Below are 22,382 nucleotides of genomic sequence, written 5' to 3'. Positions count from 1 at the left end.
GGCGCTCCGAGTCGGGCTGCTAGAGCGCGCCGAGGTTGGTGTCGAGCTCGAAGGGCGTGACCTGGTCGCGGTACGCCTTCCACTCCTGGCGCTTGTTGAGCAGGACGTAGTTGAAGACCTGCTCGCCGAGCGTCTCCGCCACGAGCTCGGAGTCCTCCATGAGGCCGAGGGCGTGGTCGAGGCTCGCCGGGAGCTGCTTGTAGCCCAGGGCGCGGCGCTCCGCGTCGGACAGGCTCCAGACGTTGTCCTCGGCCTCCGGCGGGAGCTCGTAGCCCTCGTCGATGCCCTTGAGCCCGGCGGCGAGGAGCAGCGAGTACGCCAGGTACGGGTTCGCGGCGGAGTCGATGCCGCGGTACTCGACCCGGGCGGACTGGCCCTTGTTCGGCTTGTACAGCGGCACGCGGAGGAGCGCCGACCGGTTGTTGTGGCCCCAGGTGACGAAGGACGGGGCCTCGTCGCCGCCCCAGAGACGCTTGTACGAGTTCACGAACTGGTTCGTGACCGCGGTGATCTCCGGCGCGTGACGCAGGACGCCCGCGATGAAGTGCTTCGCGGTCTGCGAGAGCTGGTACTCGCCGCCCGCCTCGTAGAACGCGTTCTGGTCGCCCTCGAAGAGCGACACGTGCGTGTGCATGCCCGAGCCGGGCTGCCCCGAGATCGGCTTCGGCATGAACGTCGCGTAGACGCCCTGCTCGATCGCCACCTCCTTCACGACGGTGCGGAACGTCATGATGTTGTCCGCCATCGTCAGGGCGTCGGCGTACCGGAGGTCGATCTCGTTCTGTCCGGGGCCGGCCTCGTGGTGGCTGAACTCGACCGAGATACCGAGGTCCTCGAGCATCCGGACGGACCGGCGACGGAAGTCGTGCGCGCTGCCGCCGGGGACGTTGTCGAAGTAGCCGGCGCGGTCGACGGGCTGCGGGCCGCCGTCCTTCCAGTCGCGGCTCTTGAGCAGGTAGAACTCGATCTCGGGGTGCGTGTAGAACGTGAAGCCGCGGTCGCTCGCCTTCGCCAGCGTGCGCTTGAGCACGTTGCGGGGGTCGGCGACGGCGGGCTGCCCGTCGGGCGTCGTGATGTCGCAGAACATCCGCGCGGTCGGGTCGATCTCCCCGCGCCACGGCAGGATCTGGAACGTCGAGGGGTCCGGGTGCGCGAGCACGTCGGCCTCGTACGAGCGCGTCAGGCCCTCGATCGCGGAGCCGTCGAACCCGATGCCCTCGGCGAAGGCGCCCTCGACCTCGGCCGGGGCGATCGCCACCGACTTCAGCGTCCCGATGACGTCCGTGAACCAGAGTCGGATGAACTTGATGCCGCGCTCCTCGATGGTGCGGAGCACGAAGTCCGTCTGCTTGTCCATTGACGCCCTTTCCGTGGAGCAGTTGGGATGCTCAGCCTATTGGTCTTCGTCGTCCCAACGCTCGTTGTTCGCCTTGATGCGGTCGAGGGCGTGTTGCGCCTCCTCGCGCGTCTCGAACGGGCCGATGCGTTCGCGCTGCGGGGACTGCGGTCCCTGCTCGACGGCGTGCGTCTTCTCGTTGAACCACCACTGGGACTCGATGCGTTCGTCGCTCATGGCGCCACCGTACCCACGGGCGGCCCGGGTGGGCCGGGCGCGGCGGCGCGCGGCTGCGCGGCCGCGCGGCGCGGCTGCGCACGGCCTGGGAGGTCTCGGGCTGAGCGACACCTCACGCCGTCAGCGCGACGTGAGGTGTCGCTGCGCCCGTGAGGTCGGTGCCGCTCCGGCAGATCGGAGCGGCACCGCCGCGCCCCGCACCCACGGCGACCGCCTGGAGGCCCGGTGCCGGTCCGGCGGGCCGGCACCGAGCCTCCAGGCGGTCGCTTCCCGACCACGCCGGTCGGGTGGGCCCCGCGCGCTCGGGTGCGACGGGGGCGACGGGGGCGCGCCACGCGCGGATAGAGTGGTCGGCATGCCCCGGGACGCACACGGACACCTGACCCCCGGCCGGATCTCCCCGCAGCGGGCGGTGCCCCGGGAGATCGAGCGCCCCGAGTACGTCGGACGGGCCGAGCCGCACGAGCACGGCCTCGGCGACACGTACACCCCGGACGAGGTCGAGCGCATCCGGGTCGCCGGGCGGATCGCCTCGCAGGCGATCGACGCCGTCGGTGCAGCGATCCGCCCCGGCATCACCACCGACGAACTCGACCGGATCGGCCACGAGTACGTCGTGTCGCACGGTGCGTACCCGTCGACGCTCGGGTACCGCGGGTACCCGAAGTCGCTCTGCTCGAGCCTCAACGAGGTCATCTGCCACGGCATCCCGGACGACACCGTGCTGCAGGAGGGCGACCTCGTCAACATCGACGTCACCGCCTACAAGGACGGCATGCACGGCGACACGAACCGCACGTTCATCGTCGGCGAGGGCTCGCAGGAGGTCCGTGACCTCGTCGACCGCACGCGGACCGCGCTCGAACGCGGCATCAAGGCCGTCGCCCCCGGCCGCCGGGTGAACGTGATCGGGCGGGCCATCGAGGCCTACGCGAAGCGCTTCGGCTACGGGGTCGTCCGCGACTACACGGGCCACGGGGTCGGACGCGCGTTCCACTCCGGCCTGATCATCCCGCACTACGACGCGCCCCACTACGACACGGTCATCGAGCCGGGCATGGTCTTCACGATCGAACCGATGCTCACGCTCGGCGGGATCGACGCGGACATCTGGTCGGACGACTGGACCGTGTCGACGCGCGACAAGTCCTGGACCGCCCAGTTCGAACACACCCTCGTCGTCACCGAGCGCGGCGCGGAACTCCTCACCGTCTCCTGAAAGGCACCATCCCCATGACCTCTCTCGCAGTCGGCGTCGACATCGGCGGTACGGGCATCAAGGGCGCGATCGTCGACGTGACGACCGGTGAACTCCAGACCGACCGGATCAAGAAGGCGACCCCCGAGGGCGGCAAGCCCCACGACATCGTCGCCGTGGCCAAGTCGATCCTCGACGAGCTCGCCCCGGGTGCGGACGTGCCCGTGGGGGTCTGCTTCCCGGCGATCGTCCGCGACGGCAAGACCATGTCGGCCGCCAACGTGTCGAAGAAGTGGATCGGGTTCGAGGCCGAGGCCCTCTTCGAGAAGGAGCTCGGCCGCTCCATCCACTTCGTCAACGACGCCGACGCCGCCGGGTTCGCCGAGCAGCAGTTCGGTGCCGCGAGGGGCAAGGAGGGCCTGGTGGTCGTCACGACCCTCGGCACCGGGATCGGCACGGCACTCATCAACGACGGCGTGCTCATCGTCAACTCCGAGCTCGGGCACCTGGAGATCGACGGGCACGACGCCGAGTCGCGGGCCTCGTTCGCGGCGAAGGAGCGGGACGAGCTGAGCTGGAAGCACTGGGCGAAGCGGCTGCAGAAGTACTACTCGACGCTCGAGGCGCTGCTCTCCCCCGAGCTCTTCGTCGTCGGCGGCGGGGTGTCGAAGCACCACGAGGAGTTCCTGCCCCTGCTCGACCTGCAGGCCGGGATCATCCCCGCGACCCTGCGCAACAACGCGGGCATCATCGGCGCTGCGACCCTGGCCGCGCGGTCGCAGCAGCGCTGAGCGCGGGCGCGGACGCGGGTCGCGCGCCGAACGCGCAGGACACGCCGCGCGCGGTGCGCCGAACGGGCGGTACCGGTCGGGGACGGGCGTCGAGCGCGACAGAAGTGGCACGCTCGGCGACGCGGCGCAGGGACCGGCGCGCGCGGCCGGTAGACTCGGAGGGCGAACGGGTCGGTGAGACGGTCGCGTCACTCCCCCGGGAGTGCCGAGGAACGTCCGGGCTCCACAGAGCAGGGCGGTGGGTAACACCCACCCGGAGCAATCCGCGAGACAGTGCCACAGAAAGCAGACCGCCGGCGGCGACGTCGGTAAGGGTGAAACGGTGGTGTAAGAGACCACCAGGGGTCCGGGTGACCGGATCCGCTCGGTAAACCTCGCCCGGAGCAAGGTCAGACAGAGGACGACGAGGCTGCTCGCTGAGTCCTCGGGTGGACCGCTGGAGGCCGACGGCAACGTCGGTCCGAGAGAGATGGCCGTCACCTCCGCGAGGAGGGACAGAACCCGGCGTACGGCCGGCCCGTTCGCACACAGACCACACAGGCAGCGCACGCAGAGCAGGCGCGCATGCGCGCACATGACGGACGGGAGGCACGGTGCCAGCCGGCACCGTGCCTCCCGTCCGTCGCGTGGTCGCGCTGGCTACAGTCCCGACTCGGCGGTCCGCACCAGGATCGCGTCGCTGTCCGGGCAGAGCACGACGTCGTCGGGCGCGGCCTGACGGATGGTCTGCAGGTCCGAGTTGGTGAGCGTCACGCCGGAAGCCGTGGACACGCCGCCCTGGAGCAGGGAGGCGCCGAAGCCGTAGCGTGCCCGCTGCCGGTCGTACAGGGCGAGCAGGTCGGCGGGGACCTTCGCAGCGACCGCGGCACGGCTCTGCACCGCGGCGTCGCGGTCGGCCTCGACGCGGGCGATCTCGGTGTCGCGCTCGGCGACCAGGGTGGAGCGCGAGGCCTCGACGTCGGCGAGCTGTGCCTCGATGTCGCCGACCCGGGCGCGGTGCACGTCGAGCTGCTCCATCACCTCGAGCTCGGCCGTCTCGAGGTCGCCGATGCGGCGCTGCAGCGACTCCAACTCGCTCTGCAGGCCGGCGGCGTCCTTCGCGTTCGAGACGTTCTGCAGCATGGTGGTGTCGCGCGTGATGCGGGCCTGGGCGGTCGCGGTGTCCGACTCGAGCCGGGCGAGGTCGCGCTCGGCGTCCTCGACCCGGCCGGTCGCGGCGGCGAGCTCGGCGCGGAGTCCGGCGGCGGTGGTGCCGAGCTCGGTCAGCCGGTCGCCCTTCTGCAGGGCGGTGATGCGGTGCGTCAGGCGCGTGACGTCGTTGTCCAGGCGCTGGAGGTCGAGGAGGACGACCTGGTCCTCGGGTGCTGCCTTCACGGTCGGTCTCCTTCGGGGGCGGGGGTGGTGGGCGCGACCGGCTCGGCCGCGGGCAGGACGGCGAAGTCCCACGGGTCGGTGCGGAGCTCGCTGACGGTGACGCGGACCCCGGCGGCGCGCCGGAGCTGTTCGGCGGCGACGTCGAGCCAGAGCCACTCGGTGGCCCAGTGCGAGGTGTCGACCAGGGCTGGACCGTCGCCGAGCAGTGCCTGCTCGCGGAACTCGGACGCGGGGTGGTGCCGGAGGTCGCTCGTGACGTAGACGTCGGCGGCCCGGACGGCGGGGTTGCCGAGCAGCGAGTCCCCCGCGCCGGCGCAGAGCGCGACGGTGCGCACCGGCCGGTCGAAGTCACCGGAGACCCGGACGCCGGTGGCGGTCGGCGGGAGCAGGTCGACGAGGGCGCGCGCGAGCGCACCGAGGGTCGTCGGCGCGGGCAGGGTCCCGACGCGGCCGAGGCCCGTCGCGGGGTCGGCACCGGGTTCGAGCGGACGCTGGTCGACCAGTCCGAGTCGGTCGGCGAGCACCGCCGAGGTGCCGGTCGTCACGACGTCGGCGTTGGTGTGTGCCGCGAGCAGGGCCGTGCCGCCGCGGACGAGGGTCGCGAGGACGTTCCCCTTGACGGTCGACTCGTCGATGGTCGTCACGCCGCGCAGGAGCAGGGGGTGGTGGGTGAGGAGCAGGTCGGCGCCGGCCTCGACCGCCTCGTGCGCGGTCGCGGGGACGGCGTCGACGGCGAGGTGCACGTGCTCGATCGGCTGGTCGGCGCGGCCGGAGACGAGTCCGACGCTGTCCCAGGACTCCGCCCCCGCGGCGGGCCACAGGTCCTCTATGACGGCCTGGAGTTCGCGGAGCGTCGGCATCCCGTCAGTCTACCGAGAGCGCTGGCGGCCGAACGCCGGGACCCGGGCCGGGACCGGCACCTGGGTCATCGGCGGCCGAACAGCCCGAGGAGCCGGGCGACGAACCGCGACCACCAGCCGGCGCGGGCGACGGACGCCGGCTCCTCGACCGCTGCGTCGGACGCTTCCGGCGCCGCGGGCAGCGCGACCGCCTCGGGCAGGACGACGGGCGTGCTCGCCGTCACGCCGGCGTGGGCCGTGAGGGCGGCGGCGAAGGCGGCGCGGTCGATCACGGTCGGACCGGTAGCGGGCTGGACGAGCGGGGTCGGGCGGGTGTTCGCGGACACCGGGCTGACCACGGGCAGGGACAGCACCGGGCGCACCGGCTCGGCTGCCGCTGCGACCGCCTGCGTCACTCCGGGGACCGCCGGCACCGTGCGTGCGGGTGCCGGGCGGACGGGGGTCGGCAGGGAACCGGTCGCGGCGCGACGGGCGGCGGCGCGGTCACGGCGGTCTGCCTCGGCAGCGGCGTCGGCGAGCAGGTCGGCGAAGACGGTGCGCGCGAAGGCACGGGCGGCCTCGACCTCGGCGTCGTCCAGGTGGGCGACGGTGGCCTCCCACGCGGCGAGGCGGGCGAGGTCCTCGTCACGGCGGCGGATCTCGTCCTCGAGCAGCACGATGCGCTCGACCGTGGTACGTCCGGTGGCTGCGGAGAGCTCGACGGCCAGGTCCTCGATGCGCAGGGCGAGGCGCTCCGGCGGCTCGGGGAACGACGGCGCGCAGGCGGCGACGTGGCGGGCCCGGTCGCGGCGGCGGAAGGAGGTGGCCTCGGGTGCGACGGCGGCCTCGGCGGCGACGGTGGCCGGTGCCTCGTCGGCCGGCTCCTCGTCGATCGGGTCGGGCTGGGTCGCCTCCGCCTCCGCGTCCACCGGAGCCGTGTCGACCACGGTGTCCGGACGCTGCACGGGCCCGGTCACCGGCGGCACCACGAGGTCCGCGAGGTAGGGCGTGCGCGTCGCCGGCGCGTCCCGCAGCCACTCCTCGACCTCGCGACCGAAGGGGTCCACGAGGGGGGTGCGTGCGCCGGGCTGCGTCTCCATGTGACGAAGGATAGATATCACGCGCCCGTGAACGGCGGACATCCGCGGTGTGTCGCGGTTCACGGGGCCGCGGACGTGGTGTGCCAGCCCGGACGTGAGCGGCGTGTCGGACCGCTCAGCAGCGCTCCTCGAACGCGGCCAGGAGCTGCCGTCCCTCGTCCCACCGGCCGACACCGCTGGCGACGTTGACGTGCTGCCGGGCGCCCACCCGCAGCACCTCGGCGCCGAGGGCCGCGGCGAAACCCGTCGCACGGTCCGCCGAGCAGTACCGGTCGTCGTCGCTCACGACGAGGGCGGTCGGCGTCGACGCCCGGACGGTCGGGGCCCGGAAGCCCGCGGCGGCCGCGGGGAAGGACGGTGCGTCGGGGTCCGGCGGCGCCACGAGGAAAGCTCCGGCGACGCGGTCCCCGTGCGTCACGAGCCAGTCGGTGACCGCGAGCACGCCGAGGCTGTGGGCGACGAGCACCGGCGGGCGGCTCGCGGACGCCACGGCGCGGGACAGCGCCTGCGACCAGTCGGCCGGGTCCGGGTCCGACCACGACGTGGGCGCGATCCGGACGGCCTCGACCCCGGGCTCCGCCTGCCACCGGGACTGCCAGTGGTCGGGGTCCGAGTCCCAGATCCCCGGGACGATCACCCAGGGGTGCCGCTGCGGGCTCCCCTGGCTCCGGGCCGACGGCCGTGGTCCTGCGTTCACCCGGGCAGCGTAGCGGGGCCCCGGGCGTCAGCGGTGGAGTGTGTCACGCGGGTACTCACCGAAGCGCTGGTGGTACGCGGCGGAGAACCGGCCGAGGTGCGCGAAGCCCCAGCGCACGGCGACCTCGGCGACGGTCAGCTGCCCGGGCGCTCCGCGGAGCAGCTCCTCACGGACGCGGTCCATCCGGACGCCGCGGAGCATCGCGTTCGGTGCCGTGCCGACCTGCCGCTGGAAGGCCTGCTGGAGCCCGCGGACGCTCAGCCCGACGTGCTCGGCGACGTCCGTGGTCGAGATCGGGGTGTGGGCGAACGCGTGCATGAACTCGATCGCCGTCCGGACACGGCTCGTCGCCCCCTGCGGCACGGGGACCTCCGGGGCCAGCTGGCGGTGCGGGAACGTGTGCAGCATCGCGAGTGCGGTCGCGCGGGCGGTCTCGGCCATCGCGATCGGCGACACCGGGCCGCTGCCGAGGATCGTCGATGCGGCGCGCTGGACCTGCGCGTTCCAGGTGACCAGGTCCTCGCGGCGGGGACGCGCTGCCTGGTCGAAGACGAGCGGCCCGGCGGACCCGCCGTGGACCTCGGAGGCGATGCCCTCGAGGAACCGCTTGTCGAAGTGCACCAGGCTCTGCCGGACGTCCTGCAGGTCGAAGGCGAAGGGGCCGTCCGTCGGGAACACCACGGGTGTCCCGGGACCGTAGCGGACCTCGTCCTGGCCGGAGCCGACGACACCCCCGCCCTCCGACGTCCAGACGACCACGTACTCGTCCCCGGACGATGCCTGACCCGCGGCACGGGCGTCGAACACCGTCGAGCGGAAGGACATGACGTCGTCGCCCACGACCCGGAACCGGTAGGAGAACGGCCGGTCGGTGTGGCCGCCGACGAAACCGGCCCCCTCGTACGCCTGCCCGAACATGTCGAGCGCGGCACCGAGGTCGGTGCCGGCGGTCTCGAACCGGGTGCGCGGGTCGATCGGGGTGTCGATGCTCATCGCATCCACCGTCTCACCGGCACCGTCCGACGGCTCGCGTGGCGGCGACGGGTGCGCATGGCGGCTCCGCCCGTGCGCAAACCGGATGACGCGATGCCCCCGTCCGGGTGCCGTCCGGACGGCCGGTCGAGCGTCGGGGCCGCCCGGGATCCGACGGTCAGGTCACCGCCGTCAGTGCCGGTCGCGCCGTGCGGTCCAGCGGTTCTCGTCGCCGACCCGCTCGTACCGCAGGTCCTCGACGACCATCTGCACGAGCGCGAGCCCGCGACCGCTCTCGGCGAGCCCCTCGGGCAGGTGCGCCTTCGCCGGGTCGACCGGCACCGGGACACCGTCGTCGGTCAGCCGGACGCGGACCTCGGACGGGTCCACGTCGAGCCGCAGCGAGCAGCTCACGGCGCCGCCCGCCGCGCCGTGCTCGACGACGTTCGAGGCGAGCTCCACGAGCGCGAGCTCGAGCGCCATGCGGTCCTCCGCCGACACGTCGGGCTCGCTGGCCCAGACGTCGGCGAGGAACGTGTGCACCGCCGTGACGTCGTCCGGCGGACACGCGAGGTCGAGGACGTGCCCGCCCATGGCGAGGGTCATCCCCAGTTCGTCACCGCGGCGTCCCCGTCCGGGTACGTCCGCAGGATCTTGTCGATGTTCGAGAGCTTCAGCACCATCTGGACCTGTTCCGACGGCGCCGCCAGCCGCAGGTCGCCCCCGGCCTGTCGCGCGGTCTTCAGGCAGCCGACGAGTGCACCGAGGCCGGAGGAGTCCATGAACTCGACGCCGGACAGCTCGACGACAAGGCGCGAACGCCCGCCCTCGACCACCTTGGCCACCGTCTCACGGAACGCACCGGCGCTCACCATGTTGAGCCGGCCGCTGCATTCGAGCACGGCGGTGTCCGCCGTGGCCTCGTGTACGACGATGTCCATGCAGGTGTCCCTCCTGATCACTGCGGGTGCAGCTTGCAACCTACCGGGTTGCGTCCGTCAGGTGTTCCGGCCTCGCCGGGTGGCGACGACCTGGACGACGAGCGCGGCGGCGATGAGGACCGCCATCACCCCGCCCATCGCGAGCGCGGTCCCGCCGAGCGCACCGGCCAGCGGAGTTCCGAGCCCGCCGAGGCCGAACGTCAGGCCGCCCTGCAGCGCCGCGGCCGTCCCGGGGTGCGCCGCACCGACGTGCTGCGTCCGCGTCATCGCCGCGGGCAGGACGAAGCCCCAGGCGCCGGTCACGACCGCGAGCCCGCACCACACCGGGACCGGTCCGGCACCGGCCAGCGCCGCGACGAGCACCACCGTGCTGCCGACGGTGCCGACGAGCAGCCCGACGGTCAGCAGGGTGTCCTCGGAGACACGGCCGACGACCCGGCGGAACACGAGCGTCGTGACGACCATCATCGTGGCGTTGGTCGCGAACACGAGCGTGTACAGCTGCTCGGAGAAGCCGTACTGCCGCTGGAAGACGAACGAGCTCGTCGCGATGTAGGCGAAGAACCCGATCGTCGAGAGCACGCCGGTCAGGACGTACGCCCGGAACCGCCCGATCGCGAGCAGGTCCCGGATCCGCCGGCCGTTGTCGCGGAAGCCCGTGCCCCCGCGGGACGCCGGCGGCAGCGTCTCGCCGAAGCGCAGCACGACGGCCGCCGCGAACCCCACCCCGAGCACCGCGAGCACGACGAACATGAGCCGCCACGACCCGACGGTGAGCACGGCTCCCCCGGCCAGCGGCGCGACGACCGGTCCGAGGGCGTTGATCGCCGCGAGGGTCCCGAACACCTTCGCCGTGCGGGCCCCGGTGGTCGTGTCCGACACCATCGCGCGTCCGGCCACCGCCGCCGCGGCCCCGGCGAGGCCCTGCAGGACCCGGGCGGCGACGAGCGTGCCGACGTCCGGCGCGACCGCGCAGCCGACCGACGCCAGGGCGAACGCCGTCGTCCCGACGAGCATGAGCGGTCGCCGTCCGATCCCGTCGCTGACCGGTCCGGCCAGGAGCTGCCCCACCGCGAACGCGACGAGGAAGGCGGTGAGCGAGAGCTGCACGACACCGGGCGTCGTCCCGAGCTCGCGGGCGATCGCGGGGAGCGCCGGGATGTACATGTCCGTCGCGAACGGCGAGACGCCGACGATCAGCGCGAGCGGCACGATCGGCGGCAGCACCGCTCCGGCGGTCGGTCGGGTCCCCCTGCGCTCCGTCGTCACCCGCGCAACGCTACGCGCCTCCGATCGATTCGACAGTGTGACCGCGGCGGGTGGGTGGTGACCCCACGACGGACGGGAGGCACGTGGCGGGTCCGCCACGTGCCTCCGGTCCGTCAGGGGGTCGCGATCGCGACCCGCGGGGTCACCCGGTGTTCTGCAGGCCGGCGGCCACGCCGTTCACGGTGAGCAGGAGCAGCCGGTGGTCGGCGTCCGTCGGGTCGGTGCTGCCGGAGGTGCGGATCGACCGCAGCGCGCGGAGCTGCAGGTGCGAAAGGGCGTCGACGTACGGGCTGCGCAGGCGGACGGCGCGGGCGAGCACGGGGCGGTCCTCGAGGACGTCGCTGCCGCCGGAGACCCGGAGCACCCAGTCGCGGGTGCGGAGCATCTCGTCGAGGACCTTCGCGGCGAGGTCGTCACGGTCGGCGAGCTCGAGGTACCGGCGGGCGATCTGCTCGTCGGTCTTCGCGAGCGACATCTCGACGTTCTTGATCATCGCGCCGAACAGCGGCCACTCGGCGTACGCCGTCCGGAGCAGCTCGACGTCGCGGACCGCTTCGAGTGCGGAGCCGAGGCCGTACCAGCCGGCGAGGTTGATGCGGGCCTGCGTCCACGAGAACACCCACGGGATGGCGCGGAGGTCCTCGAGCGACTCGACGCTCAGACCACGGCGGGCCGGGCGGGAGCCGAGGGGCAGGAGCCCGATCTCCTCCATCGGGGTGACCCGGGCGAACCAGGGCGCGAAGCCGTCGGCCTTGACGAGGTCGTGGAACGCGGTCCGCGACACGTCGTCGAGCTGCTGCGCGAGGTCCGCGAACCGGGTCGCCGCGGCGGCGGTGCGGTCCTCGTTCGAGGGCGACGACGCGAACAGCGTGGCCGAGGCCATCTGCTCGAGGTGCCGCGCGGCGATGTCCTGGTCGCCGTACTGGGCGAAGATGACCTCGCCCTGCTCGGTGAGCTTGAGTCGACCGTCGATCGACCCCGGCGGCTGGGCGAGGACGGCCTCGTTCGCCGGACCGCCGCCGCGACCGAGCGAGCCGCCGCGACCGTGGAACAGCGTCAGCTCGACGTCGTGGTCACGTGCCCAGTCGGCGATGCGGGCCTGCGCGTCGTACAGCGCGAGGTTCGCCGAGACCGGGCCGACGTCCTTCGACGAGTCGGAGTAGCCGAGCATGACCTCGAGCTTCCGGCCCGTCGCGGCGAGCCGTCGCTCGAACGCCTCGGTGCGCACGGCCTCATCGAGGATGTCGACGCTCGCGTGCAGGTCGGCGAACGTCTCGAAGAGCGGGATGACGTCGAGCACGGGTGCTGCCTCGACCGATCCGAGGGCCGCGACCGCGAGCTCGTGGACGTTCGCCAGGTCCTGGGCGGACTGCGTGAACGAGACGATGTAGCGGTGCGCCGAGCGGACGCCGTAGCGGCGCTGCAGGTCGGCGATGGTGCGGAAGACCGCGAGGACCTCTTCCGTGGTCTCGCTCAGCTCACCGCCGGCGCGGATCTCGGCGAGGGCCGTCCGGTGCACCTGCGAGTGCTGGCGGACCTCGAGCTCGGCGAGGTGGAACCCGAAGGTCTCGACCTGCCAGACGAGGTTCTGCAGCTCGCCGTTCGCGGTGCGGGCGGCACCGGCGGCGACGAGCGAGGCCTGGATGACGCGCAGGTCGGCGAGCAGTTCCTCGGGTCCGGCGTAGGCCATGCCGTCCTGACCACGGCGCGTGGCGCGGATGCGGGCGGCGACGAAGAGCAGCGCCCGACGGTGGGTCTCGTTCGGGGCGCGCACCCCGATGCGCTCGGCGACGGCGGGGTCGAGCGACTCCTGCGCGGCGACGAGGGCCTGGAGCCCGGCGTCCGCCGGGGTCTCGGCGGCGTCGAGCGTCAGCGCGGCGCCGATGCGGGTGGCGGCGCGGGCGAGCCCGAGCAGGATGTGCTCGGCGGCGATGTCCGCGGCCTGCCTGGTGACCTCGGCGGTGACGTGCGGGTTGCCGTCGCGGTCGCCGCCGATCCAGGTGCCGAACCGCACGAACGCCGGTGCCGTGACGGGCACGCTGCCGGCGTCCTCGCCGAGCAGCCTGTCGTCGAGCAGTCGGTAGACCTGCGGCACGATCTCGAACAGCGTCTGGTCGAACACGCTCATCGCCGTGCGGACCTCGTCGAGCGGGGTCGGCCGGGTCGTGCGGAGCGGCGAGGTGCGGAGGAGCGTCGTGATCTCCTCGAGCAACCGACGCTCGTTCTCGGCGCGGGCGGTGGCGTTGCGGGCCGCGTCGCGCTCGTCGATCAGGTCGGTGATGCGCCGGACGGCCGTGGTGACGGCGCGGCGGCGGGCCTCGGTCGGGTGGGCGGTGAGCACCGGGTGGAACCGGAGGTCACGGAGCCGCGCGGCTGCCTCGTCCGCGCCGACCTGCTCCACGAGGGACGCGTAGGTGGCGGGGAACGAGTCACCCGCGACACCGCCGTCGTCGCCACGGGCCCGCAGCACGCGCACGCGGTGGTGCTCCTCGGCGAGGTTCGTCAGGTGGAAGTACGTCGTGAAGGCCTGGGCCACGGCCTCGGCACGCTCCGCCGACATCCCCGCGACGATCCGTTCGGCCCGGGCGGCACCGTCGGTGTCGGACCCCTCGTACGCGCCGATCACGGCGGCACGCAGGTCCTCCACGTCGTGCAGGAGTCCGTCTCCACCGGTCTCCCGCAGCACCCGCCCGAGCAGGTTGCCGAGGTACCGGACGTCCGCGCGCAGGTCGCTGTCGACCGCTCCGCTGACGTCGTCCCGTGCGCGCCCGTGGCGCGTCGATCCGTCGATCGCCGTCATGGGTTCCTCTCACGTCCGCCGGGCACGCGGCCCGGGTCCCCAGCAGCGTACCGGCGCGGACAGGACCGTGACGACGACCGTCCGGACGGTCCCCGCGTCGGGCTCAGGCGGTCGCCGCGGGCAGGCCGTGGCCGATCGACCGGAGCACGGCGCGGTCGAGTGCGGCGGCCGTCTCGACCTCGGCCAGGACGGCGTCGCGCTCGGCGTCCGTCCACGGTGCGGCGTCGAGCTCGGCGCGGTAGGTCTCCTGGAACGCGGCCGGGTCGGCGACCTGGTCGAAGATCGTGAACAGGACGCCGTTCGTGTCGAAGCCGAACCGCTCCTCGAGCAGCGCGGCGAGGGTCGGGCCCCCGCTGAGGTCGCCGAGGTAGCGCGTGTAGTGGTGCGCCACGAACCCGCCCGGCGAGGTCGCGGCGACCTCGTTGAGGCGCCGGACGTACGCGGTCGTCGCGGCGGTCGGGCAGCACAGCTCCGACCAGTCCGGACCGACGAGGTACTCCAGGTCCGCGGTGATCGCGGGCAGCCGGGTGAGCTGGTTCGTGACGAAGGGCGCCGCGACGGGGTGGTCGGCCATCCGCTCGGCGGCGCGCTCGAGGGCGGCGTAGACGTGGGCGTACTGGCCGAGCAGGTCGGCGTAGTCCGCGACGTCGCACTCCCCCGCGAACAGGCCCTGCGCGCCGGACGCAGCCGCCCCGGATGCGGCCGCGTCCGAGCGACCCGCCCGCCGCCGCAGCAGCTCGGAGAACGTCGTCACGGTCGCACCCATGAGGTAAGGCTAACCTCAGTGCTCGGAACGTCAAGCAGTCGACTGACAGGAAGTCCCCCGATGAGCTCCAAGCCCCAGCGCCCGCAGCACGTCTTCGTGGTCGAGCGCACCGAGCGGCTCACGCCGCACATGGTCCGCGTGCACCTCGGCGGCCCGGCGTTCGCGGACTTCGTCGCCGCCGCCGACCCGGAGCGGCTCGCGTCGACGGACCGGTACGTGAAGCTGCTGCTCCCCGCACCCGGCTCCGACCTGCGGCCGCCGTACGACCTCGACGCACTCCGGGCGACGCTGCCGAAGCACGAGCTGCCCGCGCGCCGCACCTACACCGTGCGGGCGGTCGACCACGAGGCCGGCACCATCGCGGTCGACTTCGTGGTGCACGGCGACGAGGGGCGCGCCGGCCCCTGGGCCGCCACGGCGCGGCCGGGCGACCTGCTCGCGCTCTCCGGCCCCGGCGGCGGCTACGCGCCGTCCACGGACCCCGCCGTCACGCACGTGCTGCTCGGCGACGACAGCGCGCTCCCGGCGATCGGCTCCGCCCTGGAGGCGCTGCCCGCCGCCGCCACGGGCGTCGCCCTGGTCGAGGTGGCCGGGCCCGCTGACGAGCAGCCGCTCGCCCACCCGGCCGGGCTCGGCCTGCGGTGGCTGCACCGCGACGCCACCGGCGCCGAGCCGGGCACGCTCCTGCTCGCGGCGACCCGGGAGCTGCCCCGTGCCTCCCGGCCGGTCCAGGTGTTCGCGCACGGCGAGCGGACCGCGGTCAAGGCGATCCGTCGACTGCTGCAGGACGAGTGGGGACTCGAGAAGGCGGACCTGTCGCTGTCGGCGTACTGGGCGCTCGGGCGGGCGGAGGACCGGTTCCAGGAGGAGAAGCGCGAGCCGGTCGGGGTGATCTTCGACTGACCGCAGGCGCGGGCGACCCGGCGGCCGCCGGCGGGGTCGGTGGCTGCCGGTAGCGTCCGGCGGGTGAGCACCTCGTCTGCGGCCCGCTGCTGCGTCACCGGGTGCGGTCGCCCCACGGCACCCGGCACGCAGGGCGTGCTGCCGCTCTGTCTGGAGCACCTCGGGCTGGCGGTCGAAGCCGTCGAGGCCGGCGCTGCGTCCGGAGCCGCGTCCGGTCTGGTGTCCGGTGTGGAGGACGTGCTGCCGGGGCCGTGCCCGGCGTGCGGGTCGCGGCTCGGCGTGCGGTACGCGTCGGGGATGCTGTGCGCCGTGTGCGAGTGGCGCTGGGGCGAGGTGCCCGACGGCGACCTCGCACCGCCGCGCGTGGACGTCGTCTACTACCTGCGGCAGCGCGACGACTTCGGCGACCGGATCAAGATCGGCACGACGGCGAACCCGCGGCAGCGGCTCGCGGCGGTGCCGCACCAGGAGCTGCTCGCGTTCGAGCGCGGCGACCGGACGCTCGAGCGGCGGCGGCACGCGGCGTTCGCGGCGGACCGCTTCGCCGGGACCGAGTGGTTCCGGACCACGCCGGCGCTCCTCGACCACGTCGACGGCGTCGCCGCGGGCGTGCCGGACCCGTGGGTCCTGCACGCCCGCTGGCGGAGCGAGGCGCTGGCGCTCCGGGGCTGAGGCCGCCGGTCCTCCGTCTCGGACGGGTGGGCGGGGTCAGGCCGCGGTGGCGGCGCTCCGGGCGCGGTCGGCGGCCGGGTCGTCGCGCAGGAAGCGGTCGGCCGTGCGGAGCGAGAGCGCCATGATCGTCAGCGCCGGGTTCGCGATGACCGCGCTCGGGAACACCGAGTTGTCGCAGACCCACAGGTTCGGCACGTCCCACGAACGTCCGGCCGGGTCGACGACCGAGCTCCCGGCGTCGAGGCCCATCCGCGCGGTGCCGATCGTGTGCGCGGTGCGCTCGAGCACCCGGACGTCGGTCCCGCCGGCCGCTTCGACGATCGCGGTCATCGTCCGGACGGCGTGCGCCCGGATGGCGTCCTCGTTCGCACCGGGCGAGAAGGTCACGCGCGCCCGCGGGACCCCGTGCTCGTCGAGCTCGTCGGACAGCACGAGCCGGTTGTCGTCGTACGGCAGGCACTCCGCGTTGATGCCGACGCCGGCCGTCCTCGGGTAGTCCCGCATCGCCCGGACGAGCTCGGCGCCGCGCAGCCCGCCGCCACGCACGAGCGTGGTGGCGAACGTGAGCGGCTGCACGCCGAGGGACTGGATGAGGTAGCCGCCGGCGAAGTCCGCGTCGGCGGGTCGGACGAAGTCCTCGGTGATGATCGACGACGGGTAGCCGCGGTACGAGCGCATCGACTCGTCGAAGGTCGCCCAGACCTGCGTCGCGCCGTGCGCGGTGAAGTTCCGCCCGACCTGGCCACTGCTGTTCGCGAGCCCGGTGTGGAGCAGGAGCCGCGGGGTCTCCACGCCGCCCGCAGCGAGCACCAGGGAACGGCACCGCTGCCGGCGCTCCTGCCCGTCGCGGGTGTACAGCACCGCACAGACCCGCCCCTCGGCGTCGAGCTCGATGCCGTGCACGAACGACTCGGGACGGATCTCGGCCCCGAACGCCACGGCCGCGGGCAGGTACGTCGTGTCCATCGACACCTTCGCCCCGTTCCGGCAGCCCTGGTGACACGAGCCGCACGACACGCAGGCCTGGCGGAGGCCGTGGTGCTCCTGGACGCGGTCCTCGGTCGTGAGTGCGACGGGGGCGTCGGTCGCGGTGATGCCGAGCGCCTCGGCGCCGCGGACCATCATGTCCGACGAGGCGTTCCGCGGCGGCGGACCCATCCGGTAGCGGCGCTCCGGGTCCCACGGGTAGTGCGCGGGACCCGCGACGCCGACCTCGTACTCGACGCGCTCGATGTAGGCGGTGAGCTCGGCGTGGTCGACCGGCCAGTCCTCGCCCTGCCCGCTCTCGGTGCGCAGGCGCAGGTCGTGGACGCTCGGCCGGGGCGTGAAGGCACCCCAGTGCAGGGTCGACCCGCCGACGCCGGTGCCGCTGTTGTTCGGACCGAACGCGGTCGGTGCGGACCCGCCGCTGATCCGCTCGTCCATCCAGTTGATGTCCGCCGGGGCCTCGACCTCGTCGGGCAGGTGGTCCTCGGGCTCCGTGTTGCGGCCGGCCTCGAAGGCGACCGCGGTCAGGCCCTCGCGGGCGAGCCGGGCCAGGAGCGGGGCGCCGCCGGCCCCCGTGCCGACCACGACCACGTCCACGACCTCGTCGTCCGGGTACCGGCGCTGTGCGTCGAGTCTCATCGTGCTGTTCCCTCCGGTTCCCATGCTTCCCGTTGCCCGGCTCCGAGCAACTGGAAGCCCTGCTTGCGGACACCGTCGCCACCGTTGGCGAAGCCGTCGTAGTCGATGTCGGACATGGTCGCGGGGTGGGCGAGCCACTGCTTGACCAGGTCCACCCCGGCGTCCTCGAACCACGTCCGGAGCTGCCCGGCGTCGAGCGGACCGTCGGAGCGCAGTCGTCCGGCCGCGGCGTCCTCGAGCGCCGCGGGCAGGTCACCGGAGTCGGCGATCGGCGCGAGCACGTCGAGGGCGGCCCGGTAGGCGTCGGCGTCCGTCGGCATGCCGTCGGCGCGCCACCCGTCCCCCTGACCCGCGGCGAGCTGGGCGTCCAGGCGCAACGCGAGGTCGACCTGCTGCGGACCCGGCTGCGGGACGACGACGCGGGCGACCGCGCGGAGCGTGTCGAGCTGCCGGGCGGTCAGGGCGCGGGGTTCCGTCGCGGGGTCGTCCGGCAGTGCGCGGACGGCCAGGACCCCGCGTGTGCGGGCGCTCACCCGCGGCGACGCGAGCACCCGGGCGGTGTCGGCGGGGACGACCGGGGACGGCGCGACCCGGCGCGACCAGAACTCGCGGACGACGGCGGCCACCTCGACCGGGCGCTCCCACGGCAGCAGGTGGGCGGCGCCGTCGACGACGTGCAGCTCGGCGGCCGGCCAGTGCGGCATGGTCAGGCGTCGCTGGGCGTCGGCGTCCAGGTCGCCGTCCTCGGCACCGGCCAGGACGAGCGCCGGCGCGGGGTTGGGCTCGGCGTCGGCCGACCAGTCCTCACGGCTGCCGCGGAGCAGCCAGTCGCGCCAGGCCCGCGGGTCGGTGCGCTCGACGTCGTGCACGGCCATCTCGTGCCGGTCCGGCGGCAGCGTGGACGCGGTGTTCGCGTCGACGAACTCGGCGGCGTGGTCGGGTCGGATGCGTCCGTGCTCGGCCCACGCGAGCATCGACTCCCGACGTTCCTCGGCCATCGGCTCGGGAGCGAGGGGCGAGGCCGCGAGGAGCACGACGGCGCGCAGCCCGAACAGGCCGTTCGCGCCGGAGAGCGTGCGGTCCGCGACCACCGTCGCGACCTTCCCGCCCATCGAGTGCCCCACCAGCGCCCACTCGGTGGCGCCGCTCGCGCCGATGGCCCGCTCGACCGCGACCGCCATCTCCTCGACGGTGGTCCCTGCGCTCGCGGGGCTGCGGCCGAAGCCGGGGAGGTCGATGCCGACCAGGTCGAGGTCGCCCGCGAGCTCGGAGCGGAGCAGCGCGAACTCCTCCGAACTCGACCCGAGTGCGTGGAGGCAGAACGCGGTCGCTGTCATCCTTCGTTCCTACCGGCGCGGAACGGCCGGACCCAGACTGGCGTACCCCGATCCTGTACCCCGCACTGGGTCCGGTCTCCGCGCTGGGTCCGGTCCCCGCGCCGGGCTGCGGTCAGTCGGTCGGGTCGCCCTCGTAGACCGACAGCAGCATCGCGGCGCCGAGGCGTGCCGCCCGTGCGGGCTGGGCGGAGCGCTGCACCGCCGACTCGACGCGGGCGCCCTCGACGAGGAGCGACAGGGCCTGCGCCACGTGGGCGGGCACCCCGGCGCGGGAGCAGAGCATCGTGAGGTGCGCCTCGACGTCGGCGAAGTGCTCCTGGGCGAGCGCGGCGATCGCCGGGTCCTGCCGCCCGAGCTCGGCGTGGCCGTTGATGAACGCGCAGCCGCGCCAGCCCTCGTCGGCGAAGCACTGCTCCAGGTAGCCGAACACCCCGAGGACCTCGTCCCGCGGGTCGTCGGAGGCCGCCGCGATCCCGTCGAGAGCGCGGCGCCAGGCTCCGTGCCACCGCTGCAGCACCGCGACGACGAGCGCACGCTTCGTCGGGTAGGCCGCCGTGAGCTCCGCACGGGTCAGCCCCGCCCGCTCAGCGACGTCGTCGAGGGTGACCGGGGTGACGCCGCGTTCGGTGAACAGGGCGTCGGCGGCACCGGAGGCCCGTCGCTGGACGGACGTCTCGCGGTCGGTCCGGACGAGGGTCGGGGTGACGGTGCTCATGCGCTCTCTGCTGATCGGGGCTGGTGTGGACGTGCGTGCTGGCTCGCTCGTGCGGGCTCGCTCGTGCGGGCTCGCTCGCGCTGGCTCGCTCGTGCGGGCTCGCTCGTGCGGTGAGCCTACTGACCGGGCACGCGCGACGTGTCGAGCGTCTCGGCGAGCAGGGCACGCATGTCGATGGGCTGCGTCGCGGTGTCGGACGCCGCCGACCGGCGCACCGGCAGGAGCGTGTCGGCGAGGGACCGGTCCGCCCCGGGGATCGCCCGGGTGCCGCGTGCGACCCGGGACCCGCGGATGCCGAGCTCGTTGCGGGGGACGCTCATGCGGAGACCCCGAGCAGGATCGCGGCCGACGCGGCCACCGTCACGGACACCAGCCCGGTCGTCACCGCGGCGACCTGCAGCCCGTGCTGCAGGCGGGCCTGGCGGACCTCGGAGAAGGTGGCCCCTCGGCGTCGGCTCGTCGACGAGACCGCGTGGCGGGCGCTCGTGGGTCCGGTGTCCAGGTCGGCGGCGATGGTCGTCACGGTGGCTTCCTCGTCTCGGGGGTCCGGCTGCTCCGGACCCGTCACCGACGACGCTAGGACGCCGGCCGCTGCGACGCGGTGCGGACGCCCGTGGTCGACGATTCCCGGACGTCGGAGTCCGACACGCGACGATCCGTGGACATCGCCCGCGGCGGCGGACCGAGCGGTCGACCCCCGGACCGGGGGCACGGCGACCCGGACAGGGCCGCACGGAGCGGACATCATGCACGAGACCCATGAACCCGACACCCCCGACCCGGATCGACGTCGACGAGCAGAGCTCGGACCTCGACGCCGCCCGCGACCTGCTCGCCACCGCGTACGCGGGGAACGAGTGGCGCGCCGACGCGACCGCGATGCCGTTCGCGTTCCGGTTCGCGGCCGTCGGCGACACCGCGATGTCCCTCCGGACGATCCGCTTCGACGGGCACCTGCAGGGCGTGATGACCCCGTCCGAGGACTTCGTCGTGCAGTGGACGACGCGCGGGACGGCCACGATCGGCTCCGGGGACGACCAGCTCCTGATGGAGACCGGTCGGCCGCAGCTCTGGCCGCAGCAGGGTGCGGCGTTCTCGTACCGGGACTACGAGCAGAAGATCGTGCAGGTGAACCGGGCGGCGCTCGAGGAGGTCGCCGGCGAACGCGGGACGGCACCGGGGCAGCTCGTCCTGGACCACACCGTCCGCCCCGACGAGCGCGCCCTGCGGGTCTGGCGGAGCAGCGTGCAGCTCATCTCGCACACCGTGCTCGACCGCAAGGCGTCGCCGCTGCTGCAGGCCGAGATGGGACGGCTCGGCGCCCTCGCCCTGCTCGAGCTCTACCCGGTGGTCAGCGCGTCGCTCCCCGACGAGCTGCTGCTCCCCCGCAACGCCCACGTCCGACGGGCCGTCGAGTACGTGCACGAGCACGCGCACCTGCCGATCACGAGCACCGACCTGGCCCGGGTGGCCTCGCTGAGCCTCCGTGCGCTGCAGATCGCGTTCCAGCGGGCGTTCGAGCTCTCCCCCAACGCCTACATCCGGCAGGTCCGGCTCGACCGGGTGCGGGACGCGCTGCTGCAGGGCGACCCGGCGACGACGAGCATCGCCGAGGTCGCGAAGCAGTGGGGCTTCGCGCACGCCGGACGGTTCTCCGCGACGTACCAGCAGCGCCACGGCGAGTACCCGCGGGACACCCTGCGCCGACGCGCGTAGCGCCCGGCCGACGGGTCGTCACCCGGGTGTCAGCGCCCGTAGGCGTCGACGAACAGCGGGCCGCGGACCGTGCGGAGGGTGTCGACGAGCTGGTCGATCGTCCGCCGCGAGATGCCGGACACCTCGAGGTCGTACGGCCCGAGTGCGGGGAGCCGACCCGTGCGGATCCGCACGACCTCCCACCCGACGGCCCGGACGGCGCGGTCCTTCCGACGGTCCGTCTCCTGCCGCGGCCCGACGTGTTCGAGTCCGTGTCGCCCCGTGCTGTCGTACTCGATCGCGACGCGGAGCTCCGGCAGCACGATGTCCGGCCACGCCTCGACGTGGTCGAAGAACGGCCGGTCGAGACGGATCGCGGTGTGGTCGAACGTCAGCGCGAACCGTTCCTGCAGGGCCGCCCGGAGTTCGGCCTCGACCGCGGAGGCCGTCGCGGGGGCGCACACGCTCGGGAACGACTCCCCCGACGGCAGCCTCGGGGTCTTCGGGCAGATCGTCCTCGGGACGGGCGGTCGGGCAGCCGCCCGCCGACCACCACCGCCACCGCCACCGCCCGCGCCGGACCGCCCGGACCGCGCACGGCTCGACGCGACGGCACCCGTCGGCCCCGCCCCGCGCGGCGACGGAGCCGCGCCGCGCACCGGTGCCGCGGGCAGGGTCTGGCGACCGGTGACACGTTCGGCCCGCTGCGGTGCAGGCACGGACGCCGGCCAGTCCGCGGGCAGCACGGGCCACCGGCGGGGCTGCGCCTGGAGCTGGCACTCCGGGCACCACACCGACCGGCGACGCTCCCGGCCCGGCCGCGACCGCTGCTCGGCCGGCGTCGCGACGAACACGTGGCCGACGTCGCACTCCCACGTGAGCAGGACCTCGGCCGTCGGGGGAACCTGGGTCAGGACCACGCCGTGGTTCCACTCCGGGTGGTACTGCCGGATCAGCACCGGGTAGGACGCCCACGCCGACCGGAACTCGCCGACGGCGTACGGCACCGCGACGCCGCGGGACCACTGCCGGCGGCGCCACCACGCATCGACGGGTTCGACCACCCCGCCACGGTAGGGACGGCCACCGACACCGCGGCCCGTCGACCGTCCGA

At 74.0% G+C, this 22,382-nt stretch carries 23 protein-coding genes and 1 other RNA gene; 6 read left to right on the top strand and 18 right to left on the bottom strand.

Annotated elements, in window-relative coordinates; all coding sequences use genetic code 11:
* Positions 1–19: 19 nt before the first annotated feature.
* Together LQK89_RS07395 and LQK89_RS07390 are read right to left on the bottom strand one after the other, a co-directional pair.
* Complete coding sequence (locus LQK89_RS07395) at positions 20–1,357, bottom strand: glutamine synthetase family protein (RefSeq protein WP_058741328.1); 1,338 nt, start codon at positions 1,355–1,357, stop codon at positions 20–22.
* Positions 1,358–1,393: 36 nt separating this feature from the next.
* Positions 1,394–1,573, bottom strand: a complete 180-nt coding sequence (locus LQK89_RS07390; protein ID WP_231050615.1) for an SPOR domain-containing protein — start codon at positions 1,571–1,573, stop codon at positions 1,394–1,396.
* 355 nt (positions 1,574–1,928) lie between these two features.
* Between LQK89_RS07390 and map the strand changes: the two genes are divergently transcribed.
* The 3 genes from map to rnpB all read left to right on the top strand — a co-directional run bounded on the left by map (position 1,929) and on the right by rnpB (position 4,086).
* Entirely contained in the window at positions 1,929–2,792 is an 864-nt protein-coding gene (gene map, locus LQK89_RS07385; RefSeq protein WP_114850996.1) for a type I methionyl aminopeptidase, read from the top strand.
* A gap of 14 nt (positions 2,793–2,806) precedes the next feature.
* Entirely contained in the window at positions 2,807–3,562 is a 756-nt protein-coding gene (gene ppgK / locus LQK89_RS07380; RefSeq protein WP_231050614.1) for a polyphosphate--glucose phosphotransferase, read from the top strand.
* A 167-nt stretch (positions 3,563–3,729) separates the two neighbouring features.
* Positions 3,730–4,086: RNase P RNA component class A (gene rnpB, locus LQK89_RS07375), an RNA gene on the top strand.
* A gap of 115 nt (positions 4,087–4,201) precedes the next feature.
* On the opposite strand, the gene LQK89_RS07370 is transcribed toward rnpB, so the two are convergent.
* The 10 genes from LQK89_RS07370 to LQK89_RS07325 all read right to left on the bottom strand — a co-directional run bounded on the left by LQK89_RS07370 (position 4,202) and on the right by LQK89_RS07325 (position 14,320).
* Positions 4,202–4,936, bottom strand: coding sequence for a zinc ribbon domain-containing protein (locus LQK89_RS07370; RefSeq protein ID WP_058741331.1), 735 nt, complete (start codon positions 4,934–4,936; stop codon positions 4,202–4,204).
* Positions 4,933–5,796: a Nif3-like dinuclear metal center hexameric protein gene (locus LQK89_RS07365; RefSeq protein WP_231050613.1), complete on the bottom strand. Its 864-nt coding sequence runs from the start codon at positions 5,794–5,796 to the stop codon at positions 4,933–4,935. The genes LQK89_RS07370 and LQK89_RS07365 overlap by 4 nt, the downstream gene beginning before the upstream one ends.
* 65 nt (positions 5,797–5,861) lie before the next feature.
* A complete protein-coding gene (locus LQK89_RS07360; RefSeq protein ID WP_231050612.1) occupies positions 5,862–6,875 on the bottom strand; it encodes a hypothetical protein in 1,014 nt (337 codons plus the stop codon).
* Between the two features lie 115 nt (positions 6,876–6,990).
* Positions 6,991–7,572: an RBBP9/YdeN family alpha/beta hydrolase gene (locus tag LQK89_RS07355; RefSeq protein ID WP_231050611.1), complete on the bottom strand. Its 582-nt coding sequence runs from the start codon at positions 7,570–7,572 to the stop codon at positions 6,991–6,993.
* 27 nt (positions 7,573–7,599) lie between these two features.
* Positions 7,600–8,565, bottom strand: coding sequence for a helix-turn-helix transcriptional regulator (locus LQK89_RS07350; RefSeq protein ID WP_231050610.1), 966 nt, complete (start codon positions 8,563–8,565; stop codon positions 7,600–7,602).
* Between the two features lie 171 nt (positions 8,566–8,736).
* Complete coding sequence (locus tag LQK89_RS07345) at positions 8,737–9,150, bottom strand: ATP-binding protein (protein ID WP_231050609.1); 414 nt, start codon at positions 9,148–9,150, stop codon at positions 8,737–8,739.
* Positions 9,147–9,485, bottom strand: coding sequence for an STAS domain-containing protein (locus tag LQK89_RS07340; protein ID WP_058741336.1), 339 nt, complete (start codon positions 9,483–9,485; stop codon positions 9,147–9,149). The genes LQK89_RS07345 and LQK89_RS07340 overlap by 4 nt, the downstream gene beginning before the upstream one ends.
* A gap of 57 nt (positions 9,486–9,542) precedes the next feature.
* Positions 9,543–10,790 (bottom strand): multidrug effflux MFS transporter, encoded by a 1,248-nt coding sequence (locus tag LQK89_RS07335; protein WP_175324996.1) that lies wholly within the window; start codon positions 10,788–10,790, stop codon positions 9,543–9,545.
* Positions 10,791–10,896: 106 nt separating this feature from the next.
* Positions 10,897–13,554 carry a phosphoenolpyruvate carboxylase gene (locus LQK89_RS07330; RefSeq protein ID WP_144801372.1) on the bottom strand — a complete coding sequence of 886 codons (2,658 nt, stop codon included), beginning with the start codon at positions 13,552–13,554 and terminating at the stop codon, positions 10,897–10,899.
* Between the two features lie 103 nt (positions 13,555–13,657).
* A complete protein-coding gene (locus LQK89_RS07325) occupies positions 13,658–14,320 on the bottom strand; it encodes a biliverdin-producing heme oxygenase (RefSeq protein WP_114850905.1) in 663 nt (220 codons plus the stop codon).
* Between the two features lie 60 nt (positions 14,321–14,380).
* Between LQK89_RS07325 and LQK89_RS07320 the strand changes: the two genes are divergently transcribed.
* Positions 14,381–15,223, top strand: a complete 843-nt coding sequence (locus tag LQK89_RS07320) for a siderophore-interacting protein (RefSeq protein ID WP_231050607.1) — start codon at positions 14,381–14,383, stop codon at positions 15,221–15,223.
* A 63-nt stretch (positions 15,224–15,286) separates the two neighbouring features.
* A complete protein-coding gene (locus tag LQK89_RS07315) occupies positions 15,287–15,895 on the top strand; it encodes a GIY-YIG nuclease family protein (RefSeq protein ID WP_442874062.1) in 609 nt (202 codons plus the stop codon).
* 36 nt (positions 15,896–15,931) lie between these two features.
* On the opposite strand, the gene LQK89_RS07310 is transcribed toward LQK89_RS07315, so the two are convergent.
* The 5 genes from LQK89_RS07310 to LQK89_RS07290 all read right to left on the bottom strand — a co-directional run bounded on the left by LQK89_RS07310 (position 15,932) and on the right by LQK89_RS07290 (position 20,096).
* A complete protein-coding gene (locus tag LQK89_RS07310; protein ID WP_231050606.1) occupies positions 15,932–17,521 on the bottom strand; it encodes a GMC family oxidoreductase in 1,590 nt (529 codons plus the stop codon).
* Complete coding sequence (locus tag LQK89_RS07305; RefSeq protein ID WP_231050605.1) at positions 17,518–18,858, bottom strand: alpha/beta fold hydrolase; 1,341 nt, start codon at positions 18,856–18,858, stop codon at positions 17,518–17,520. Before LQK89_RS07305 ends, LQK89_RS07310 begins: the two co-directional genes overlap by 4 nt.
* Before the next feature lie 112 nt (positions 18,859–18,970).
* On the bottom strand, positions 18,971–19,573 hold the full coding sequence (locus LQK89_RS07300) for a TetR/AcrR family transcriptional regulator (protein WP_058743146.1): 603 nt from the start codon (positions 19,571–19,573) through the stop codon (positions 18,971–18,973).
* A 116-nt stretch (positions 19,574–19,689) separates the two neighbouring features.
* On the bottom strand, positions 19,690–19,893 hold the full coding sequence (locus LQK89_RS07295) for a hypothetical protein (RefSeq protein WP_231050604.1): 204 nt from the start codon (positions 19,891–19,893) through the stop codon (positions 19,690–19,692).
* Complete coding sequence (locus LQK89_RS07290) at positions 19,890–20,096, bottom strand: hypothetical protein (protein WP_175324993.1); 207 nt, start codon at positions 20,094–20,096, stop codon at positions 19,890–19,892. Before LQK89_RS07290 ends, LQK89_RS07295 begins: the two co-directional genes overlap by 4 nt.
* 236 nt (positions 20,097–20,332) lie before the next feature.
* Here LQK89_RS07290 and LQK89_RS07285 point away from each other — a divergent pair, with 236 nt between their 5' ends.
* A complete protein-coding gene (locus LQK89_RS07285; protein WP_231050603.1) occupies positions 20,333–21,289 on the top strand; it encodes a helix-turn-helix transcriptional regulator in 957 nt (318 codons plus the stop codon).
* A 29-nt stretch (positions 21,290–21,318) separates the two neighbouring features.
* Here the strand turns inward: LQK89_RS07285 and LQK89_RS07280 are convergent, their stop codons facing one another.
* A complete protein-coding gene (locus tag LQK89_RS07280; RefSeq protein ID WP_231050602.1) occupies positions 21,319–22,332 on the bottom strand; it encodes an endonuclease domain-containing protein in 1,014 nt (337 codons plus the stop codon).
* Positions 22,333–22,382 lie beyond the last annotated feature (50 nt).

The sequence above is a fragment of the Curtobacterium sp. C1 genome, from assembly GCF_021049325.1.
Lineage (GTDB): Bacteria > Actinomycetota > Actinomycetes > Actinomycetales > Microbacteriaceae > Curtobacterium > Curtobacterium citreum.
Note: the sequence above shows the minus strand (reverse complement) of the source record. Positions and strands in the feature narration are given on the sequence as shown.

What these genes read in the sequence shown, in the direction of transcription:
- LQK89_RS07395 (WP_058741328.1), bottom strand. Translation starts at nt 1,357, where the DNA reads ATGGACAAGCAGACGGACTTCGTGCTCCGCACCATCGAGGAGCGCGGC.
- LQK89_RS07390 (WP_231050615.1), bottom strand. Translation starts at nt 1,573, where the DNA reads ATGAGCGACGAACGCATCGAGTCCCAGTGGTGGTTCAACGAGAAGACG.
- map (WP_114850996.1), top strand. Translation starts at nt 1,929, where the DNA reads ATGCCCCGGGACGCACACGGACACCTGACCCCCGGCCGGATCTCCCCG.
- ppgK (WP_231050614.1), top strand. Translation starts at nt 2,807, where the DNA reads ATGACCTCTCTCGCAGTCGGCGTCGACATCGGCGGTACGGGCATCAAG.
- LQK89_RS07365 (WP_231050613.1), bottom strand. Translation starts at nt 5,796, where the DNA reads ATGCCGACGCTCCGCGAACTCCAGGCCGTCATAGAGGACCTGTGGCCC.
- LQK89_RS07360 (WP_231050612.1), bottom strand. Translation starts at nt 6,875, where the DNA reads ATGGAGACGCAGCCCGGCGCACGCACCCCCCTCGTGGACCCCTTCGGT.
- LQK89_RS07350 (WP_231050610.1), bottom strand. Translation starts at nt 8,565, where the DNA reads ATGAGCATCGACACCCCGATCGACCCGCGCACCCGGTTCGAGACCGCC.
- LQK89_RS07345 (WP_231050609.1), bottom strand. Translation starts at nt 9,150, where the DNA reads ATGACCCTCGCCATGGGCGGGCACGTCCTCGACCTCGCGTGTCCGCCG.
- LQK89_RS07340 (WP_058741336.1), bottom strand. Translation starts at nt 9,485, where the DNA reads ATGGACATCGTCGTACACGAGGCCACGGCGGACACCGCCGTGCTCGAA.
- LQK89_RS07330 (WP_144801372.1), bottom strand. Translation starts at nt 13,554, where the DNA reads ATGACGGCGATCGACGGATCGACGCGCCACGGGCGCGCACGGGACGAC.
- LQK89_RS07325 (WP_114850905.1), bottom strand. Translation starts at nt 14,320, where the DNA reads ATGGGTGCGACCGTGACGACGTTCTCCGAGCTGCTGCGGCGGCGGGCG.
- LQK89_RS07320 (WP_231050607.1), top strand. Translation starts at nt 14,381, where the DNA reads ATGAGCTCCAAGCCCCAGCGCCCGCAGCACGTCTTCGTGGTCGAGCGC.
- LQK89_RS07310 (WP_231050606.1), bottom strand. Translation starts at nt 17,521, where the DNA reads ATGAGACTCGACGCACAGCGCCGGTACCCGGACGACGAGGTCGTGGAC.
- LQK89_RS07305 (WP_231050605.1), bottom strand. Translation starts at nt 18,858, where the DNA reads ATGACAGCGACCGCGTTCTGCCTCCACGCACTCGGGTCGAGTTCGGAG.
- LQK89_RS07300 (WP_058743146.1), bottom strand. Translation starts at nt 19,573, where the DNA reads ATGAGCACCGTCACCCCGACCCTCGTCCGGACCGACCGCGAGACGTCC.
- LQK89_RS07295 (WP_231050604.1), bottom strand. Translation starts at nt 19,893, where the DNA reads ATGAGCGTCCCCCGCAACGAGCTCGGCATCCGCGGGTCCCGGGTCGCA.
- LQK89_RS07285 (WP_231050603.1), top strand. Translation starts at nt 20,333, where the DNA reads ATGAACCCGACACCCCCGACCCGGATCGACGTCGACGAGCAGAGCTCG.